Origin of the sequence: Actinomyces oris (genome assembly GCF_001929375.1) — a bacterium.
GTDB lineage: Bacteria > Actinomycetota > Actinomycetes > Actinomycetales > Actinomycetaceae > Actinomyces > Actinomyces oris_B.
The window spans coordinates 1-18,585 of the sequence record NZ_MSGO01000049.1; the positions used below are offsets into that span (position 1 = coordinate 1).

Annotated in this window: 18 protein-coding genes; 14 read left to right on the forward strand and 4 right to left on the reverse strand. The window is 67.9% G+C overall.

The features are described 5' to 3' along the window. Positions 1 to 99: 99 nt before the first annotated feature. Together BKH32_RS14510 and BKH32_RS13700 are read left to right on the forward strand one after the other, a co-directional pair. The gene (locus BKH32_RS14510; protein WP_430383804.1) at positions 100 to 348 is read left to right on the forward strand and encodes an integrase core domain-containing protein; all 249 of its coding nucleotides are present in this window, start codon (positions 100 to 102) and stop codon (positions 346 to 348) included. A gap of 343 nt (positions 349 to 691) precedes the next feature. Beyond that, positions 692 to 1,435 (forward strand): hypothetical protein, encoded by a 744-nt coding sequence (locus tag BKH32_RS13700; protein ID WP_143222809.1) that lies wholly within the window; start codon positions 692 to 694, stop codon positions 1,433 to 1,435. Here the strand turns inward: BKH32_RS13700 and BKH32_RS11055 are convergent. Together BKH32_RS11055 and BKH32_RS11060 are read right to left on the reverse strand one after the other, a co-directional pair. Continuing rightward, the gene (locus tag BKH32_RS11055; protein ID WP_256691702.1) at positions 1,430 to 3,931 is read right to left on the reverse strand and encodes a hypothetical protein; all 2,502 of its coding nucleotides are present in this window, start codon (positions 3,929 to 3,931) and stop codon (positions 1,430 to 1,432) included. The genes BKH32_RS13700 and BKH32_RS11055 overlap by 6 nt on opposite strands. Before the next feature lie 186 nt (positions 3,932 to 4,117). After that, complete coding sequence (locus BKH32_RS11060; RefSeq protein WP_075250092.1) at positions 4,118 to 5,020, reverse strand: fructosamine kinase family protein; 903 nt, start codon at positions 5,018 to 5,020, stop codon at positions 4,118 to 4,120. A 312-nt stretch (positions 5,021 to 5,332) separates the two neighbouring features. On the opposite strand from BKH32_RS11060, the gene pheA reads away from it, so the two are divergent. Together pheA and BKH32_RS11070 are read left to right on the forward strand one after the other, a co-directional pair. Beyond that, positions 5,333 to 6,277 carry a prephenate dehydratase gene (pheA, locus tag BKH32_RS11065; RefSeq protein WP_075250093.1) on the forward strand — a complete coding sequence of 315 codons (945 nt, stop codon included), beginning with the start codon at positions 5,333 to 5,335 and terminating at the stop codon, positions 6,275 to 6,277. Between the two features lie 285 nt (positions 6,278 to 6,562). Next, a complete protein-coding gene (locus BKH32_RS11070) occupies positions 6,563 to 7,120 on the forward strand; it encodes a low molecular weight protein-tyrosine-phosphatase (RefSeq protein WP_143222811.1) in 558 nt (185 codons plus the stop codon). 3 nt (positions 7,121 to 7,123) lie between these two features. On the opposite strand, the gene BKH32_RS11075 is transcribed toward BKH32_RS11070, so the two are convergent. Beyond that, positions 7,124 to 8,119 (reverse strand): alpha/beta hydrolase, encoded by a 996-nt coding sequence (locus BKH32_RS11075; protein ID WP_075250095.1) that lies wholly within the window; start codon positions 8,117 to 8,119, stop codon positions 7,124 to 7,126. A gap of 344 nt (positions 8,120 to 8,463) precedes the next feature. On the opposite strand from BKH32_RS11075, the gene BKH32_RS11080 reads away from it, so the two are divergent. The 10 genes from BKH32_RS11080 (at position 8,464) to BKH32_RS13705 (ending at position 17,466) form a co-directional block, all read left to right on the forward strand. Continuing rightward, the gene (locus BKH32_RS11080; protein WP_075250096.1) at positions 8,464 to 9,726 is read left to right on the forward strand and encodes a methionine ABC transporter ATP-binding protein; all 1,263 of its coding nucleotides are present in this window, start codon (positions 8,464 to 8,466) and stop codon (positions 9,724 to 9,726) included. After that, complete coding sequence (locus tag BKH32_RS11085; protein ID WP_075250097.1) at positions 9,723 to 10,439, forward strand: methionine ABC transporter permease; 717 nt, start codon at positions 9,723 to 9,725, stop codon at positions 10,437 to 10,439. Before BKH32_RS11080 ends, BKH32_RS11085 begins: the two co-directional genes overlap by 4 nt. Before the next feature lie 128 nt (positions 10,440 to 10,567). Further along, a complete protein-coding gene (locus BKH32_RS11090) occupies positions 10,568 to 11,431 on the forward strand; it encodes a MetQ/NlpA family ABC transporter substrate-binding protein (protein ID WP_075250098.1) in 864 nt (287 codons plus the stop codon). Between the two features lie 230 nt (positions 11,432 to 11,661). Beyond that, positions 11,662 to 12,477: an ABC transporter ATP-binding protein gene (locus BKH32_RS11095; protein WP_256691706.1), complete on the forward strand. Its 816-nt coding sequence runs from the start codon at positions 11,662 to 11,664 to the stop codon at positions 12,475 to 12,477. Continuing rightward, positions 12,474 to 13,865 carry an FtsX-like permease family protein gene (locus BKH32_RS11100; RefSeq protein WP_075250099.1) on the forward strand — a complete coding sequence of 464 codons (1,392 nt, stop codon included), beginning with the start codon at positions 12,474 to 12,476 and terminating at the stop codon, positions 13,863 to 13,865. The genes BKH32_RS11095 and BKH32_RS11100 overlap by 4 nt, the downstream gene beginning before the upstream one ends. Positions 13,866 to 14,032: 167 nt before the next feature. Beyond that, positions 14,033 to 14,518 (forward strand): helix-turn-helix domain-containing protein, encoded by a 486-nt coding sequence (locus BKH32_RS11105; protein ID WP_060956963.1) that lies wholly within the window; start codon positions 14,033 to 14,035, stop codon positions 14,516 to 14,518. Positions 14,519 to 14,943: 425 nt separating this feature from the next. Then, complete coding sequence (locus BKH32_RS14515) at positions 14,944 to 15,585, forward strand: histidine kinase (protein WP_256691710.1); 642 nt, start codon at positions 14,944 to 14,946, stop codon at positions 15,583 to 15,585. A 36-nt stretch (positions 15,586 to 15,621) separates the two neighbouring features. After that, entirely contained in the window at positions 15,622 to 15,927 is a 306-nt protein-coding gene (locus tag BKH32_RS14520) for a sensor histidine kinase (RefSeq protein ID WP_343213304.1), read from the forward strand. Positions 15,928 to 15,930: 3 nt separating this feature from the next. Beyond that, positions 15,931 to 16,659, forward strand: a complete 729-nt coding sequence (locus tag BKH32_RS11115; RefSeq protein WP_075250100.1) for a response regulator transcription factor — start codon at positions 15,931 to 15,933, stop codon at positions 16,657 to 16,659. A 75-nt stretch (positions 16,660 to 16,734) separates the two neighbouring features. Further along, the gene (locus BKH32_RS13705) at positions 16,735 to 17,466 is read left to right on the forward strand and encodes a hypothetical protein (RefSeq protein WP_178384637.1); all 732 of its coding nucleotides are present in this window, start codon (positions 16,735 to 16,737) and stop codon (positions 17,464 to 17,466) included. Positions 17,467 to 17,487: 21 nt separating this feature from the next. Here the strand turns inward: BKH32_RS13705 and BKH32_RS13960 are convergent. Then, a partial coding sequence (locus tag BKH32_RS13960; protein ID WP_178384639.1) for a hypothetical protein occupies positions 17,488 to 18,585 on the reverse strand: 1,098 nt, incomplete at its 5' end.

The following is an 18,585-nucleotide window of genomic DNA, read 5'->3' on the forward strand; positions in this document are numbered from 1 at the left end:
CGGTCAGGAGATGCCCGATCAAGAAGGGCGTGACGATCTTTCACTCCGACAGGGGGAGCCAGTACACGTCCCAGAAGTTCCTGGATCACCTCAACTCCTATGGTATTCGTCCCTCGGTGGGGCGTACGGGAGTGTGCTGGGACAACGCTTGGGCTTCAGTCATTCAACGCTACGCTCAAGAACGAGAGAGTCCACCGAATGGTTTACCCCACGAAGGACAAGGCGATCAAGGATATTGCCTCGTGGATCGAGCTGAGATACAATCATATACGCCTTCACTCAGCCCTAGGGTATCGCACCCCGAACGAGGCCGAAAGCGATTTCCTGGACCTGAAGAAGGCAGCCTGAAACACAAACAAGCAGCGTCCGAAAAACACCTAGCAGTCCAGGAGCTGCTCAAGATGAAGAGTGTTGGCAGTGATGAAGTGAGCGACATAAAAACCGATAGCTCTTGTGATCCTCGATGGTGGAGGCGCTTGAAGGCGGGGTGCGTGACGCTGGTGGTCCTTCTGGTGGTGACCGGAGGGGTGCTCTATTGGGTGGCGGTCAGTATGGACCCCAGCCTGGGGCCGGAGTCATATCGGGTGCGAAGTGTTGGTAAGACGGCCGCAAAATATCTGTCCGCCGATCCAGATGTTGTGTCAGCGAAGGTCGACCATGCTGAAGCTGACAAAATGGCAGCGTCGTCAGTGTGGGTGCTTCTCTCAAGGACGGTACGAGCGTCCACAAGGCTGCGGATCTGGTAGTCTCTGTGCAGCAGAGAACACTGGAAAAGGAGTCGAAGTACCGGGGCGCCTTGGAGGTGTCACTATCCTGGAAAATAGGGGGCAATGACATCGACGTCAATATCAATTGCCGCCGAGATGCGAACCGTATCCGGGCAGACATTCTGCGCGCGATCAACCCCGCCGGGGAGCCGAAAGCCATCCAGGGCGACATTGACGAGCATGCGGGGCCGACAGTCGACTACGGGGTGGTGACTGCAACGCCGCCCTCACTGACTCAGGCGGGAAGTCCTCATTCTGTGAAGACTTTTACCTTGAACGGCTGGAAGGTGAGCTCGACCAGTAGCGGAACAGGGGATTCGTTCGCCAAGGCTCCATTCGAGCGAATCATCGCTGCTGCTGGGCACGCCGGTCAGAATGGGGCAATCGTGGCCTCACCGTTCGGCGACGGAACCTCAATTCTATTATCGGGGCTCGTGTCGGAACCCGGCGACGTCCTCAGCGTCGATAAGGCTGCGGCCATCGTCCACGGTCTTGCCGACTGCCGCAGTCTTGGTATCTCACGTTTGATGATCGACACGGTACAGCAAGACTCCTCCAGCCCATCTCAGCTGGAGTTCACGTGCCAGGATGGGCAGTTCACCGCCCATGATGATCATTCCTCTGATGGTCGTGAGGCAGAGGTCCTCCAACATGCTGCCGCGCTATGACGGCGATGTGCTCGACCGTCGTTGTGCGCCTGGAAGGATGCGCCGGCGTCGGTGGAGATGACGAGATGCTGTGAAGGAGTCGTTGAGCAGCAGCGTTAGCGCCACCAGGGCGGGAGCGGCGGCGGCCAGGATGAAACCGGCCATCGTGACGCCGGAGTCGTTGACTAGGACGGCCACGAGCGTCAGCACCCCCAAGGACTTCAGCGCCGTCGACGCCCAGCGTGCGGAGGGGGACATTCCACGCGCCGGGGGACGGGAATCCGATCCCCTCACGGGCGGAACGTCCCCGTGGGGGGTGGGGGCGAGCCAGGCGTAGGGGCTCGTGCCGGAGCGCCAGGCCCGCACCTGCCGGCGCCCCCACCACAGGGCCGCGGCCACGAGGGCCACGACGCAGGCCAGGGCTGCCGCCATGACCGGCTTCGTGACGAAGGGGCCGACCAGCGCGTAGGCCTTACGCCCCAGCACGCCGGCGGCCGAGCCGTCGGCCACCTGACGGGCGAAGCGCCCCAGGTGCGTGGGCCCACCGGGCCGGAGGAGATCGACGACGGCGAACCCGCCCACCACCAGGACCGCCGCGGCCCCGATAGCCAGCCAGCGCCGCCAGCTCAGGCGCAGACCCGCCAGGCCCGCCCCGAGAAAGGCCAGCGTCGGCACCAGCGTCAGGGCGCCGCCCACGTCCGCGCCCAGCTGCGGGGCCCCATCAACGAGCAGCGCCGCCCCGCCCAGCAGGGCCGTCACCAGGAGCGCGGTCCGCCGCCCGCCGCCCAGCGCCACCCAGACACCGGCGATGACGACGACGAGAGCACCGGCCACCAGCGCGAAAGCCGTATTCGACACCCCGTAGAAACGGCCCGCCACCACGGCGTTCATGCCCAACGGGTTGTTGAAGGCCAGGGGCGCGCCCGCGGCGGCGTCGACCAACCAGGTCAGCGGGATCGCCGCCGCCACCAGCAGCGCCGTCAGGCCCGCCCCGCTCGAGGGCGATGACGACGCGGAGGGCGTGGGGCCCTCGGCCTCGTCCGGTTGCGGCTCGGCTGCGGCCTCCCCACGGGCGCAGAGGGCGTCGGCTGAGCCGGCTGCCTCAGCGGCGGCCGTGGCGCCGAGCGCTGAGGCGGCGGAGCGGGACCGCCTGTGTCGCCGCGCCAGCGCCACGATCCCGGCGGCCAGTCCCACGATCCCGACCGCGACCAGCGCGGCCGCGACCACGGCGACGACCGAGGCCCACACTGACGGTGAGCCGGCCTGGGCCCCCACTCGCCACCACGGGGCGGCATTGACCAGCAGCAACGCCGTCGGCAGGCCGCTGAGGTAGACGGCCGCCCAAGTGACTCGGCGGCGGAGAGCCTCGCGCCGGCTCGCCTTCGGGTCGCGCAGTGCGACGGCCGCCCAGACCAGGAGCACCACGGCCAGGCCCATGAGCAGGGCACCGGCCCGCATGACCGTGGCCTGAGAGGCGCGGGCGTGCAGGGTGTCGTCGGCGAGCCGCGAGATGCGGGTGTCGCCGGTGGCGTCCTCGGTCGTTGCCACACCTGCGCGGCCGGTTTGGGGCAGCGTGAGCGCGTGGCCGTCGAAGGCCGGGTCACGGCGGCCGGCCAGGGCGGACACGAGAGTCGGGGTGAGGTCGGTCAGCTGGACCAGGCCCGGCTGGTGCGTGGAGTCGCCGACGACAAGACCGTCGGAGGTGCCACGCGTGCTCCTCGTGCCCGCGGGCAGAACCGCCATCTGGGGGCCGGGGGCCTCATCGTCAGCCAGGGAGGCGATGACGAGGCGGGTACCGGGGCGCGCCCGCTCCTGGACCGTGCGCAGGGCGTCGTCGAGGGCGGCGATCCGCTCGGTGTCGGTGGAGGTGGCCTGGGCGGTGTCGACGATCGTGAGGTCAGCGTCGGCGGCCAGGGCCTCGGCCACCGACGGCGCCAAGGGGGCGGGACTGTTCCGTGCGCCCCCTGGTGCCCCCGTGGCCAGCTGCGTGCCGGGGCCGACGGTCTGGATCGAGACGTCGCGCCCGAGGGCTCCAGCCAGGGGGGTGTCGCGAGGGATCGTGGCGGTGGGGCCGGCACAGGAAGCGGCCGGTTCGATGGCGCTCGCGCGCCTGCCCCTGCCCAGGGTGAGCCAGGCGTCGGCAGGGCAGGTGCGGTCCGCCGGGGTGCGCACGGACAGGTTCATCGGCTCACCCCGGGAGGCGAAGGCCAACAGGCGGGCGGCCGCCGAGCCGACACCGGAGGAACCGGGGTCCTCACCGGCGCCCTCGCGGGAGGCCTGCTCCCGCAGGTCCGCCCAGGTGAGATTGTCCGTCGCCAGGACGACCACCGGTGCCGGCCGTGAGGCCGAGGCGGCATTGGACGCAGGCTCCGACGCGGGCTCGGGCGCCACCGCCGTCGGAGCCGCGGTGGCGAGCGCCGAACCCACCACCGCCAGGATCATGCCGATGACCACCAGCAGCACGAGGACGTACACGACCACGCGCACCAGGGGCTGTTGACGTCGTCGAGGTCTCACCCGACCAGCCTACGGGGCCTCGTAGCCCGAAAAGTGTCCAGATGGGACGACTTTGACGGCGTCTCTGCCGGTCGACGCGCAGGCAAACTGCTCTGACCAGCACAAACGCGGGCGGCTCTTCTCGTAGCCGGTTTCAAAGTCGTCCCAGGCGGACAAAATGGGCGCGATGTCCTGGCCGGCATCGGCTCACAGGTACTGGCGGGCCACGGCGACCGACTCCCCGCCATAGCCCCTGCCGAAGAGGAAGGCGTGAATCATGAGGATGTGCCAGGAGTGCAGGCCCACCCGCTCGCGCCAGCCCTCCGCCAGCGGCGAGACCTCGTGGTAGGCCGCGTAGATGCGATCCAGGTAGCGCTGCCCGAACACGCCCAGGGCCGCCAGATCGGTCTCGGCGTGTGCTCCCTGCGCCATCGGGTCAATGAGCACGCCGACCACCGCCGGCCCACCGGCCGCCCCGGGGGCGGGCTCCCGCGGCCCGAGCCCGGCCCCCGGCGGCGCCCACTGGGCGGCCTCATCGGCCGGGGTCCACAGGACATTGCCGCACCACAGGTCCCCGTGCGTGCGGGCCACCGCGACCCGCGCGCCGCGCTCACGGGCGCCGGCGCGCACCAGGGCCGGCTGGTCGGTGTCGAAGTCGCCGTCGCGCAGGCGCTCGCACAGCCGCTCCACGACGCGGGCCCCGCCGGCGCTGATCGAGCCGTTGTCCCGACTGGGCTGCAGGTAGGGCAGGATCCGGTCCTCGGCGTAGAACTCGCCCCAGCGGCGCGGCTCGCCCTCCTCGATGGCGTGCGGGCGCAGCCGGATGTCCGAGCGGCCCATCTGCGCCCGACCGTCCCACCCGGGAGGCGCCGCCCCGAAGGCCGGGGCGCCCGCGGCGTGGGTGACGGCCAGTGCCCGGCCGAAGGCCTCCGCCCCGGCCGGCGTCACGCCGGTCGTCGTCAGTCGCGGCTCCTCCAGCCAGCCCGGGCCGCTGGTCACCGGCACCACGTGAGCCCCACCGTCGGCCATCGCCTCGGCGAGCCAGGTCAGACCCTGGGCCTCCAGGGCGGTGGAGACCGGGCCGTCATCGTGCTTACGGAAAACACTCATGGCTCCAGCCTGCCAGGCCCGGCGCCGTCGCGGGAGGTCGGCAGGCGTTCTGCGGCGGCTGCGGCGGGGGAGTCTGTGGGAGGACGTCAGGTGTCCTGAGAAGGCTCCGGTGGGCGGTCCGCCGGAGGGCTGGTGCTGATCTAGCCGTTGTGGGCCATGAGGATGCTGTCATGGGTTGCCTGGGACAGCCGGGCCTGGGCTGTTCCGGCCTGGCCAGGCCCGGCGGCGGGACCGGACCCGCCGGTGAGGGCCCCGCGTTCCACGGAGCAAGCCGCCACCGGCCCGCCGGCCCGGACTGGCTACCCTGTGCCCATGACTGCTCCCGCTCCGCTCTGGTCCTTCCTCGGGCCGGCCGGCACCTTCACCGAGATGGCGCTGCGCCAGGTCGCCCCCGTCGACGTCGAGCTCGACCCCTGCCCGGACGTGCCCACCGCCCTGGACCACCTGCGCGAGCGCACGGTGGAGGCCGCCGTCGTGCCCATTGAGAACTCCGTCGAGGGCGGGGTCAACGCCACGCTGGACAACCTCGTGGCCTCCACGCCCCTGGTCATCGCCGCCGAGATGGCCGTGCCGATCACCTTCGTCCTGGCCGGCCGCCCCGGCACCCGCCTGGGGGACGTGCGCGCCATCTCCACCCACCCGCATGCCTGGGCCCAGTGCCGCGGCTGGGTCCACCAGAACCTGCCCGAGGCCGTGTACGTCGCCGGGACCTCCACCTCGGCGCCCGCCCGCGCCCTGGCCGCCTCCGAGGGGGACACCGGGTTCCAGGCCGTCCTGTGCAACCCGCTGGCCGCCAAGGAGTACGAGCTGGAGGTCATCGCCGGGGGCGTGGCGGACAACCCCGACGCCGTCACCCGCTTCGTCAAGGTGACCCGGCCCGGCCGCGTGGGCGAGCCCACCGGCGCCGATAAGACCACCCTGCTCGTCCAGCTCCCGCACGACCGCTCCGGCGCCCTGCTGGACATGCTCGAGCAGTTCAGCGCTCGCGGCGTCAACCTCTCGCGCATCGAGTCCCGGCCCGTGGGCGACTCCCTGGGGCGCTACCGCTTCTCCATCGACATCGAGGGGCACGTGCGCGAGGAGCGGGTCCAGGCCGCCCTCATCGGGCTGCACCGCACCTGCCCGGTGGTGCGATTCCTGGGCTCCTACCCGCGGCTGGACGCCCGCCCGACGGCGGTCCTGGCCGGCACCAGCGACAAGGACTTCGTCGTGGCCCGCTCCTGGGTCGCCGACGTCCTCAACGGCCGCGCGCTCTAGACGGGGCCCGCGCAGTCGCCCGGCCGCAGCGGCCTCTTGTCGCCGTCGCGGTCGTACCTTATGCCGTGCGATCGAGGGCTAAGGGCACGACCGCGCGACCTACCCTACGACCGCGCGAGATATCCCCGGTTGGGAGACAGCCTCAGTGGACAGGCGACCGCGGCGTGCGCAAGGCTCGGGGGCGTGAGCTCCTCCGACGCCAGCACCGAGACCGTCTCAGCCGCCTCAGCCTCGTCAACCGCCCCGCTGCCCGGCCGCCGCGGCGCCGGCCCCTACCACGTCATCATGGTGTGCACCGGCAACATCTGCCGCTCCGCCATGGCCGAGATCGTCCTGTGCGACCGCCTGGCCGCCGCCGGTATCCCCGACTCCGGGCCGGGCGGCGTGACCGTCACCTCCGCCGGCGTCTCCGACGAGGAGCGCGGCAACCCCATCGACTCCCGGGCCCGCCGCGTCCTGACCGAGGCCGGCTACGGCACCGGCGCCGACGACGTCTCGCGCGCCACGGGCATCACCATCGCCTCCCACACCGCCCACCGCATCACCGACGCCGAGATCACCGAGGCCGACCTCCTGCTGGCCATGACCGACTCCCACTGGAACGTCCTCCAGCGCCGCGCCGCGGGCCTCGGGGCCGAGCCCGCCCGCATCCGCATGTACCGAGATCTCGACCTGGCCTCCGCCCAGCAGGTCGAGGCGGTCGCCGCGGGCGGGTCCTCCCGCAGCGTCCTCAACGTGCCCGACCCCTGGTACGGCACCATGGCCGACTTCGTCGACACCCTCGAGGTCGTCGAACGGGTCAGTGACGAGCTCGCCGAGCAGCTCGCCGCGCGCCGCGACTGAGGCTCAGTGCAGGCGGTTGCCCAGCCAGCGCGTGACGGCCTGAAAGTACTCGGCGCGCGCCAGCGGCCCGGACAGGGCCAGGTCGTGGACGCCCTCGGGGATCTGGCGGACGGTCACGTCGTCGCCCAGGTACTGGGAGCGCTCGATGATCTGTTCCACGTCGAGGACGACGTCGGAGCGCTGCGCCTCCTCCAGGGTCGCCTTGACGCCGTGGCTGGCCGTTGAGCAGCACACGAGGATCGGCACCCGGATCCCCAGCCCGTGGTGGACCTCGCGCTGCAGACGCCGGATTCCCGCCAGGAAGCCGGCCCGTACCGGGAAGGACGGCGCCGGCTTGAGCGCCAGGTCCCAGTCCCACTCGCCGCGCCAGCGCCGGTGCAGGGATGCCACGTAGTTGTCCTCGCCGCTGCTTCCCGGCTCGCCGATGACGCGTTCGGGGTCCCGCCTCGAGAGGAGATCCACGAAGGCTGAGCCGTAGGAGCGCACCAGCGCCGACCCGCGCAGGTCCAGCCACGGGGAGTTGAGGACGAGCGCGTCCACGGTCCCGGGGTGGTCGGCCGCCCAGATGACCGCCTGCAGCCCGCCGGTCGAGTGCCCGTTGAGGACGACGACGTCGTGCCCGTGCTCGGAGCGGATGATGCGCAGGGCCTCGGCGATCTCCTCGTCATGGACGCGCAGGTCGCGCACGTCGTGCGGGGAGGGGTGCCCGACGCCGGCCCGTCCGCAGGCCCGCAGGTCCAGCGCGTAGAACTCGAAGCCGGCGTCGAGGTAGGCCTGGGCCAGGTGGGTCTGGAAGAAGTAGTCGCTGCGGCCGTGCAGGTAGAGGACCGCGCGCGAGTGCCGGGGCCGGCTGGCCCGGCCCGCCGCCTCGCGCTGGAAGACGAGCACGGCGTGGTCGGCGCCGGGCGCCTTCGTGGGTGACTCGGTCACCGGGATACGGCGGGCCACCCACGGCTCTCCCAGGATGTCGGGGGCGGTCGGCTCGGAGGTCGCACTCATGAGCAGATCCAAGCACGTTGCCCTGTGCGGCGCGAGTAGCGGCGCCGACACGCGACCTGGGAATACCCAGGATGTTGCGGAAACGCCGGTGACGGGCAGCCTGACGGCCGGGCTGAGGGGTCGGGGAGGGACAGGGGCGCAGGCGCGGGCCGAAAGCCGGCCGGCCCGGTACGGCCTGTCCCGGCCGGCTGGCCCCGTACGGCCCGGGCCGAAAGCGGGTCTCGCACAGCCCGTTCCACCCGGCCCGTCTCGTACTTCGGGCACGACACCGGGTACGGGCGTGACCTCGGTCCCTTGGCAGTGGCCTCGCTTGCGTCGCGAAGGCGGCGCTGCGTAAGTTATCGGTGGCCATCCAGAGCAACCGAGAGACCTGGCTCGACGACATTGCAGCAACCCCCTTCATGGTGCGGGTGCTTCCGCCAGGAACGATGGAGGAGTACGTGACAACCAGCGAACAGTCGACCGCCGACCCCGGCCGGCATGAGGAGAGCGACTCCTCCGACTCCCGGCGCGTCGAGTACGGGGAGGGCGTGAGCGCCGAGCTTCGGGACGCTGAGCCTGAGGACGCTGAGGCCGGAAGCCCTCACACCGAGGAGGACGGCTCGGCTGAGGCCCCCATGATCTCCCTGCGCGACGTCCACAAGGTCTACCGCCTGCGCAGCGGCAGAGAGGTGCGCGCCCTGGACGGGCTCAGCCTCGACGTCGCCGCCGGCTCGATCCACGGCATCGTCGGCACCTCCGGGGCCGGCAAGTCCACGCTCGTGCGCTGCCTGACCTCCCTGGAGCGCCCCACCAGCGGACACGTGAGCATCGCCGGCCAGGACATGACCGCCCTGTCGTCCGGTCAGCTGCGTGAGGCCCGACGCCGCATCGGCATGGTCTTCCAGCACGCCAACCTTCTCGACCAGCGCACCACGGCGCAGAACATCGCCTACCCGCTTGCGCTCGCGGGCGTCCCCGGCGGGCAGCGCCACCCGATCGTCAAGCGCATGCTCGACCTCGTGGGCCTGGCCGACCGCGGCGCCTCCTACCCCTCCCAGCTCTCCGGCGGTCAGAAGCAGCGCGTCGGCATCGCCCGGGCGCTGGCCGACGACCCGGCCGTCCTCCTGTGCGACGAGCCCACCTCCGCCCTGGACCCGGAGACCACCCGCTCCATCCTCGACCTCATCAAGAACGTCCGCGACACCCTGGGCCTGACCGTCATCATCATCACCCATGAGATGAGCGTGGTCCGCCAGGTCTGCGACTCCGTCAGCCTGCTTCAGGCCGGACGGATCGTCGAGAGCGGCCGCCTGGAGGACATCGTGCTCGACGTCGACTCCCGGCTCTCGCGCGAGATCGTGCCCTTCCCGAAGGTGCCCGAGGCCGCTGTCGCCCATGGGGAGAGCGTCATCGACGTCTCCATCACCGCCCACCCGGGCCAGCCGGCCGCCGTCGCCCTCATGTCCATGGTGGCCGAGCTCGGCGGGGACATCGCCGCCGGCGTCTTCGAGACGATCGGGCAGGCCCAGATCGGGCGCCTGGCCGTCACCGTCCCCGGGCCCGACACCGAACAGGCCGTGAGCACCCTGCGCCAGGCCGGTATTGCTGCGGAGGTCCGCTCATGAACCCGATCCTCCTTCCGCTGACTCAGGCCGCCGCCCTGCCGAGCGGTCGCACCTGGTTCGAGAACCCGGCCATCCAGAACAAGCTCGGCTACGCCCTCGTTGAGACCCTGGCGATGACCTTCGTCTCCGGGGCCGTGACGGTCATCCTCGGGCTTCTGCTGGGGCTGGCCCTGGTCTCCACCGGCAAGCGGGGCCAGTTCCGCAACCCGACCCTGTACTGGGTGCTCTCGCAGATCGTCAACATCGGGCGCTCCATGCCCTTCATCATTCTCATGGTGGCCCTCATCCCGCTCACCCGGGTGCTCGTGGGCACCTCCCTGGGGTGGCAGGCGGCCTGTGTCCCGCTGACCATCGGTGCGATCCCCTTCTATGCGCGCCTGGTGGAGACGGCCATCAACGACGTCGACCACGGCAAGGTCGAGGCGGCCCTCATGATGGGGGCCTCCGGACGGCAGATCACCTGGGGGGTCCTCGTGCGCGAGGCCCTGCCGATCCTCATCCAGTCGGCCACCGTCACCATCATCACCCTCCTGGGCTACTCCGCCATGGCCGGCGCCGTCGGCGGCGGCGGCGTGGGTGACCTCGCCATCCAGTACGGGTACCAGCGCAACCAGGTGGACGTCATGGTCATCACCGTGGTCGTCATCGTCATCATCGTCGGCATCATCCAGCTGGTCGGCGACATGCTCAGCCGGCTGGTGAACCACCGCTGAGGCGATCACCAGCCGGGTAAGCGCGCTGCGCCGCCTGGAACCGGTCGGCCGCGTCGTCGGCCCCAGCACTGTCAAGACTTTCCTCTCTCCCGTCACTGGGGTTACTCGGCCCCGCGAAAGGAACCACCATGTCCTCCTCCATCTCCCGGCGCACCGTCATCGCCGGCGGCCTGGCCACCGCCGCCGCCCTCACCCTGGCCGCCTGCGGCTCCAAGTCCGGCAAGAACGGCGACGTCCAGGGCATCAAGGTCGACGGCGACACCGCCACGATCACCATCGGCGCCACCCCCAAGCCCCACGTCGAGATCCTCAAGTGGGTCCAGGACAACCTCACCAAGGGCTCCGGCATCAACCTGGACATCAAGGAGATCAACGACTACCAGACGCCCAACTCCTCGCTGGAGGACGGCTCGCTGGCCGCCAACTTCTACCAGACCCCCAACTTCCTGGCTCAGCAGAACAAGGAGAAGGGCTACGACTTCGTCTCCATCGCCGACGTCCACATCGAGCCCATGGGCATCTACACCTCCAAGGGCTACAAGGACGTCAAGGAGATCAAGGAGGGCGGCACGATCGTCCTCAACAACGACCCGGCCAACACGGCCCGTGGTCTCAAGCTCCTGGCCCAGGCCGGGCTCATCGAGCTGGACAAGTCCGCCGAGCTGCCCAGCGACACCGACGTGACCTCCAACCCCAAGAAGCTGAAGTTCACCACGGTCGACGGCGCCCAGGTCTACAAGTCGATGCCGGACGCCGAGGCCGCAGTCATCAACGGCAACTACGCCATTGACGCCGGGCTGAACCCCAAGAAGGACGCGCTCGTCCTGGAGAAGGGCGGCAAGGACTCCGAGTACCCCAACCAGCTCGTCGTGCGCAAGGACGACAAGGACAACGAGCACCTCAAGAAGCTCGCCAAGCTCCTCAACGACGACAAGTTGCGTGACTACATCAGCAAGACCTGGCCCGACGGGGCGGTCGTCGCGGCGTTCTGACGCCGGAAGGCTGCGGCTGAGGGCTTGTTGCGGGTCCGTGCGCGGGGCCGGTTGTCATCATCTGTGGACAGTTCGCGGTCTGCGGGCCCGGGAGCCGGGGCGGCCGCCTAGGTTGAACCGCGGGCGTCCGACGGCGTCCAGCGATACCGGCGGACTCACAGGGGAGAGGACGGCGCAGGGCCATGGCAGCTCGACGAGAACGGACACGGCCGAGCCAACCGGCTCAACCGGTGCGGGGACGCACAACCGGGGACCTCGGGGGCCTGGGCGGCGCGGCTGGGGAGGGTGGCGTCGCCGGTGCCGGGCACTCGGTGGCTCCGCCGGCTGTCGAGGCGCGCGATCTGCGCAAGTCCTTCCCGACCCCCGGTGGGGAACCGATCGAGATCCTGCACGGCATCTCCTGCGCGATGATGTCAGGGCGGATGACGGCGCTGGTCGGCCCCAGCGGCTCGGGCAAGTCGACGGCGCTGCTGTGCCTGGCCGGGTTGGAGCCGGCGACGTCGGGCAGCGTCTCGCTCATGGGGCGCGACCTCGGCGGGCTCTCGGCGGCGCGGGTGGCCGAGCTCTACCGCGACCGGGTGGGCTTCGTCTTCCAGGCCTACAACCTCGTGCCCTACCTGACGGTGCGGGAGAACATCACGATCTCCGACACCCTGGCCGGTCGGCGCCCCGATTCGGCGAGGGTGCGGGAGGTCCTGGCCGGGCTGGGACTGGAGTTGCGCGCTGACGCGGTCGCGACCACGCTCTCGGGCGGTGAGCAGCAGCGCGTCGCCCTGGGGCGGGTCATCTACCGCCGCCCACCGGTCGTCTTCGCCGACGAACCGACCGGGGCCCTGGACACCCGCTCGGCCGCCTTCGTGCTCGCCGAGCTGCGGCGCCTGGCCGACGACGGTGCCGCCGTCATCCTCGTGACGCACGACCTGGGGGCCGCGGCCCTGGCGGAGAGCGTGCTCATCATGCGCGACGGCCGCATTGTCGACCGCCGCCGCGGTGCCACCCCCGACGAGCTGCTGGTCGCCGTCAACCAGACGGGAGCTGCGGCATGACCCGCTACACGCTGCGCGCCCTGGCCGCCCAGTGGCGGGCCTGGTCGGGGACGGTGGCGGTGCTGGCCCTCGCCGCGGGGCTCATCAACGTCTGCCTGGTGCACCGCATGACCGTCACCCGTCCCGACGTCGTCGCCGCGGCGCGGGCGGCGGGCGTGGCCCCGGCCGAGCTCACGGTTCCCGGTGTCTCGGTCGCCTTCTACACGGCGATGGTGGCGGTTCCGGTGGTGGCCGTCGTCGGGCAGTCCTGCGTGCAGGCACTGCGCACGACCTGGGCCCTGTGGCGGCTGGCCGGCGCCCTGCCCTGGCAGGTGCTCGCCGCCGTCCTCGCCACCGTGGCGGTGCTGGGACTGGTGGCCTGCGTGCCCGGGATCCTGCTGGGGCAGGTGGCGTCCCAGCCCTTCGCCTCGGTGCTCACCCGCCTGGCAGCCGCGCGCATGGGGCGGATCGAGGTCGCCCAGACACCGACGACGCTCCTGCTCACCGTGGTGGTCGTGGTCGCCGTCGCGGTCCTGGGGGCCGTGGGCCCGGCACGCACCGCGGTGAGGACACCTGCCGTGGAGGCGGTGCGTGATGTGGCCCCGGGTGGGCGACGCCGCATGGGTGTGGGGCGACGGATCCTGGCCGGACTGTGGGTGCTCGCGTGCGCGGGACAGCTGCTCATCGCTTTTCTGGCCCCACCTGGGAGGAAGATCGATGGATGGCCGACCGGCGGTGGCCAGGCGACCCTGGCGTCCCTCCTGCTCGCGGTCCTCGCGGTGCTGCTGGCGCCCGCGCTCATCCCGCGACTGCTGCGGCTGTGGTCGGCGCCGCTGGCGCGGTTGAGTGGACCGTGGCTCATCGCGCGCCGTTCGGCGCTGTGGCGCAGCGAGTCGGCGGCAAGTGCCATCGGCCTGCTCGCCCTGGCGATCTCCTTCACTGCGGCGCTCACGACCAGTCTCGCCACGGGGCAGGCGGTGGTGGAGGCGGCGCGCCTGAGCATGACGATCAACCAGGAGGACTCCCTGGTCCTGGCGACGATCCTCGGGGCGATGGCACTGCTGGGGGCCGTGGCCGTCGTCGGCATGTCCTCTCGGTCCCGGCAGCGCGAGCTCGCGGTGTTGCGCTGCGCCGGGAGCACGGTGCGCGGCGTGTGCCGCCAGGTGGTCGTCGAGGCGGGCCTGTACGTGGGGACGGCCCTGCTGATCTCGCTCGTGCCGTTGGTGGTGACGACGGCCGGCGAGTCCCTTTTCTACGCCAGGGCGGGGCTGCCGCTGGTAGTGCGCCCCGGCGTCGGGCCGGTGTTGCTGGTGGCGCTCCTGTCCTTCCTGACCCTGGCCGCGGTGTTGCTCGCTCCGATCCGGGGCGCTACCCGGACCCCGATCGGCACCGTCCTGGCGGCTGAGTGAGATGGGCCGGAGCAGGTGAGCTGAGGCCGCTGGTTGCCTGGGGCTCGAGGAGGCTGGCAGAAGTGATAGCGCCCCGCCTTGTGTCAACGCCCACCGAGCCCTACACTCAAATCGCTCAAAACGATCAACTCGAAAACAGTGGACGAACAGCAGTGTAGGAGTACACCATGACCGTGACGATTGAGAGCAAGACCTACCTTCCCGAGGAGGATGTCGCCGGGCGCTTCACCGAGCTGGTGACGGAGCTTGAGGCATCCTCCGGTGCGGCGCTGACCATCAATGGTGAGACGATTGACCTCCCTCCCGCGGTGGCTGAGGCTCTTCTTCAGGTCGTGGATGCGATGCGTCGAGGTCTGGCTGTCACGGTGGCGCCGCAGGACCAGCGTCTGACGACGCAGGAGGCGGCTGACATGCTGGGCATCTCACGGCCGACGCTGGTCAGGATGTTGGAGGCCGGCGAGATCCCGTTTGAGAAGGTCAGACGGCATCGTCGCTTGTTCCTCACTGACGTGCTGGAGTTCCGTGAGCGTCAGCGTCGGGCAGCGAATGAGGCCCTGTCGGACATGGTGGCCGACGCTCAGGCGATGGGCGCCTACGATGACGACCCTGCCGAGGTGCGCCAAGTCCTCAAGGACCTCCGCTCCCAGGACTGACCGATTCGGCGCCCGCTGCGACCGTGCTTGGCGGCCCGCTGGCTGCGGTCGGGGTTCAGATCTCGGGGCGTAGGGTACGGTCGCGACGGAGAGGAGGGACGCTGGTGTCCGGTGCAGAGCGCAGCTCGTCGTCGGCCATGAGGGTGCGGGTCGACTGGCGGACGCTGGGTGAGTGGGTGCGTCAGCCGGCGCCCGCGCAGGCCGGTCCCGTGCATCCTGTCCACGCTGCTCCTCATCCTGTGCGCCACCTACCAGGGTGGCATGATCGGTAGTGCGGTGCTGACCGGCCGGGTAGGCGACGGCGGGCTGGTTGCGGGGATCGCCCCAACCAGAATCGGTTTCGCGATTCTCGTCCTGGCGGCCATGGGGTCCACGGCACTCCTCACTGCGCGAGGCAGGTACCCGCTGGCGGTCTTTCTGGCCGAGTGTGCCGTCTACGTGGTGGCCTCGGCACTGGGGCTAACAACTTCTTCCTCGTCCCGGTGCTGGTGGCGCTGGGGAGCGCGGTGAGCCGCCTCCCGCTGTGGCAGCACCTCGCAATCATCGGTGCGGCCTGCCTCATGGCGACGGCCAGTGCGGTCCTGGTGGCCCCGCCCGGGGTCCTGATGGAGGAGTGGCTCAGCCAGGTGGTCGCCGTCCTGCTGACGGCCATCGCGGCGATGCTGGCGCGCAGTGTCGCGAACTGGCGGGCGGCGCAAGCCGGGGCCAAAGCCGAGCGGGAGCGCTTCCGGGCGCTTCGGGCCGAGCGCGACCGCGCAGTGAGCCGGGCCGATATCGCCGCCGAGCTGCACGACTCCGTGGGGCACGGCCTGACCACGATCATCGCCCTGTCCGAGGGGCTGGCCGGTGGCGCCGAGCCGGAGGTCGATGAGGCGCTCGGAGGCATCAACGAGGTGGCGCGGGAGTGCCTGGAGCAAACGCGCCGGGCGGTCAGGGCCCTGGCCGACGGTGAGGGTGAGTCAGCGGAGTCGCCGGATCGGGACGGCGCCGGGCGCCGAACCTGGGATGAGATCAGGAGCGTCGTCGGCAGGGTGAGGTCACTGGGTGTCACGGTCGTCTTCACCTAGACCGGGCAGCGGGCCGACGACGCCGGGCAGGCCGACCTGTGCTTCGCGCTCACCCGGGAGGCACTCACCAACGCGGTGCGGCACGCGCCCGGGCTGTCGCAGGTGCAGGTGTCCTGGGACCACGGCGAGTCGGCGGCAACGGTGACGGTTCGTAACGACGGCTCCTCGGGTGGCAGAGATGGGGAGGGCAACGGTTACCGTGACGATTCCGCGGAGGGGACGGGCCTGCTGCGGTTGCGGGCCCGGGTCGAGGCTGTGGGAGGCTCGCTGGACTGGGGGCCCGAGTCCGACGGCGGCTGGCTGGTGACGGCGACGGTGCCGAGAACTCGCGGTGAGGGCTGAGGCATGGGTGCGGAATCGGAGGGGCTGAGGCCGACGTCGGTCATGATCGTGGACGACCAGCGCTACGCGCGCCTGGGACTGGCACTCATGATCCGCAAGGCGCCGGACCTGCGCGTGGTGGCGGAGGCCGGTGACGGGCAGGAGGCGCTGGAGACTCTGGAGTGGCTGAACCGGTCAACGGGGCTGCCCGACGTCATGCTCATGGATGTGCGAATGCCGGGCATGGACGGGATCAGCGCGACTCGAGCAGTGGCGCAGCGGTTCCCGACGGTGAAGGTTCTGGTGCTGACCACCTACGACGAGGACGACTACGCCTTCGGGGCGCTGGAGGTGGGGGCCTCGGGGTTCCTGCTCAAGGATGTGCGCGCGGCGCAGCTGGCTCAGGCGGTGCGGGCGGTGGCGCAGGGCGATGCCGTACTCACGCCGCGCGTCACCAAGGAGCTTATTGCGCGTGGGGTTCCGCGGGCGCTGTCCGGTGCGCAGCGCGAGGGGCTGCGGGAGAGATTCGGGGCGCTGACGCCCAGGGAGTTCGACGTGGCCAGGCTCATTGCGGAGGGCATGTCGAACGAGGAGATCGCCGAGCGGCTCGTGCTGCAGCCTGCCTCCGTGCGCCGCAACGTCAGCCGCATCCTGGCCAAACTCCACCTGCGCGACCGCGTCCAGATCGCCGTCGCCTGGTACAAGGGTGGTAGAACAATAATGAGTAATCGACGTGAAGTTAAACGGAATTAACTCAACTGAAACTAATGCCAAATTAGTTCGTTTGGAATAATGGAGTTAACGTGCAAACTTCATTAAATTGGAGTGGTGGTTCTTGAGGCTCAAATTTGGGTCTTGAGTCTCCTGTCGTTGCAGTGCTACCCTCGAGGCGAAGCTCAAGTGATTGGGCCTGAAAGGAAAAGTTTGTCAACCACTCTATGTGGTTGTCAGCACTACATTGAAGATATGGATGTCGTTATGGATGACATTATTTCTGAAGTGCGTCGCTGTCTTGAGTTGAAGCTTTATCTTGCTGCACTCGCTCTGGCCTTGATGATTCCTGACATGTGTGGCGCCATAGAAAACTCGGGCAAACAGATGAAGTCTTACGATCGATACGTCGTGTGGTTTGATAAATGGGTGGCCTCAAAGTACGTGAGATTCATTGGCGGGAATGAAAAAGATAAAATATGTTTCGAGAAGGAATCGCCCTTTTTCTTTACTGGCGACGCCTGTTATGCGTTAAGGTGTGCCTTTCTTCATGAAGGAAGCAGTGATTTCAAAAGGAAGACCTTCGATAGGGGCGATCCTGAAGTTGCGGATTATCAATTCCGGCTAGTGTTGGGTGGTTCTGATGGATATGGGTGCAGCGAGTATCGATATGGCAGATTGAAAATCAACAAAACTTACAATGCAACAATAAATATTGCTGGTCTCTGTGAGAACATATGTTGTGGTGCAGAAAAGTTCTATGAAACGCGGGGGAATCTGAACTCCACAAAGCGACGTTCAGTTTATGTTGATCTCAAGGACGTATTGCGGCACAGTCACATACCGTAAGCAGTGGTACGGCATAGGTGATCAGTGGGACTTTAGTCGTTCGTTTACTAGCTCAGGATCCACTCCAAGTTCGATGGCGGTCCATGCGCGAATTAAGGTGAGTCCCTGTTCGGCTTTTTCATCTGCAACTCGCCAATCTGTTGCCGGTCTGTTTGCATGCTTTAGCCCGTTGTAGGCGTTTCCTGCCTCAGTAATCCAGTTGTTGGGAGTTGATGATTTTGTGACGACGGACGCCAGCGGCTCGCCTAGCAATCTGACGATCTGACGCACTTGGTCATTGAATGTTTTGAGCCGACTTTTGGGGACGTTAAGGCATTTTCCAATAGAATAGCCCAACGACTCTAAAGCTATTGCTACGTTGATGTACCTCATTTCTGAAGTGAGGTTGTCGCTAAAATATGTTGATATTGCGATGTTCAGTGCTCGACGCCAGGGTGATCTTGGGGACAGCCAGTTTTTAAGTTGGTTTGATTCGGTTTCATCGAGATGAAATAAAGGTGTTACTTTTTGGGAGTTCGCTTCTAACGGTACCTTATCTCTGTGTGCCTCTGGAGTAAATGTGTCGTGCCATTGCTGAATGCTTTGGCCTCGCCGGATTACTTCGTCATCTGTTCTCCGTGCAGACTCGATGGTGAATCGGCAGGCTTTGCCATAAGCGAGTGTCATCAGGTCTGCCATCATTTGATGAGAGCTCTCGTGGCTTTGCCAACTTTTCAAAGGTTCTGAATGCGTTCTATATACTAGAGCCCCAGATATCGATGTCACTTCATCGTATTCTGCGGGCTTGTGATAAAAGTAAGTTTCAAGCTGCGGATCAAGTTCGCCTGGAAGGTGTTTTGGGGGAAGATTTTTTGCTTTTGCCGACATTCCGATAAGCTTGTTTTGCTTTCTGTCGTATTCTATTTCTGTTTCGGTCGGCCACATTTCTGCCCATTCTGCGAGGCCGTCTATTTTAGATGTGAGTCCATTAATTTCGGAATAGTCCTTGCCATTGCTTCCCGTATCAATGGTGTGGCGATATCGAAATTTGAGTTCATTGTAACCTGCTGTTGAAACAAGAGACTTTTGAAGTTTTCCATCATTAAGGGTTATCCGGCTCTTCGTGTTTGAGGGTGTGGT

Bases quoted from the DNA above. Each gene is read 5' to 3' on its own strand.
- BKH32_RS14510 (WP_430383804.1), top strand. From the start codon at position 100: ATGGTATTCGTCCCTCGGTGGGGCGTACGGGAGTGTGCTGGGACAACG.
- BKH32_RS11060 (WP_075250092.1), bottom strand. From the start codon at position 5,020: ATGAGTGTTTTCCGTAAGCACGATGACGGCCCGGTCTCCACCGCCCTG.
- pheA (WP_075250093.1), top strand. From the start codon at position 5,333: ATGACTGCTCCCGCTCCGCTCTGGTCCTTCCTCGGGCCGGCCGGCACC.
- BKH32_RS11070 (WP_143222811.1), top strand. From the start codon at position 6,563: ATGGTGTGCACCGGCAACATCTGCCGCTCCGCCATGGCCGAGATCGTC.
- BKH32_RS11075 (WP_075250095.1), bottom strand. From the start codon at position 8,119: ATGAGTGCGACCTCCGAGCCGACCGCCCCCGACATCCTGGGAGAGCCG.
- BKH32_RS11085 (WP_075250097.1), top strand. From the start codon at position 9,723: ATGAACCCGATCCTCCTTCCGCTGACTCAGGCCGCCGCCCTGCCGAGC.
- BKH32_RS11090 (WP_075250098.1), top strand. From the start codon at position 10,568: ATGTCCTCCTCCATCTCCCGGCGCACCGTCATCGCCGGCGGCCTGGCC.
- BKH32_RS11100 (WP_075250099.1), top strand. From the start codon at position 12,474: ATGACCCGCTACACGCTGCGCGCCCTGGCCGCCCAGTGGCGGGCCTGG.
- BKH32_RS11105 (WP_060956963.1), top strand. From the start codon at position 14,033: ATGACCGTGACGATTGAGAGCAAGACCTACCTTCCCGAGGAGGATGTC.
- BKH32_RS11115 (WP_075250100.1), top strand. From the start codon at position 15,931: ATGGGTGCGGAATCGGAGGGGCTGAGGCCGACGTCGGTCATGATCGTG.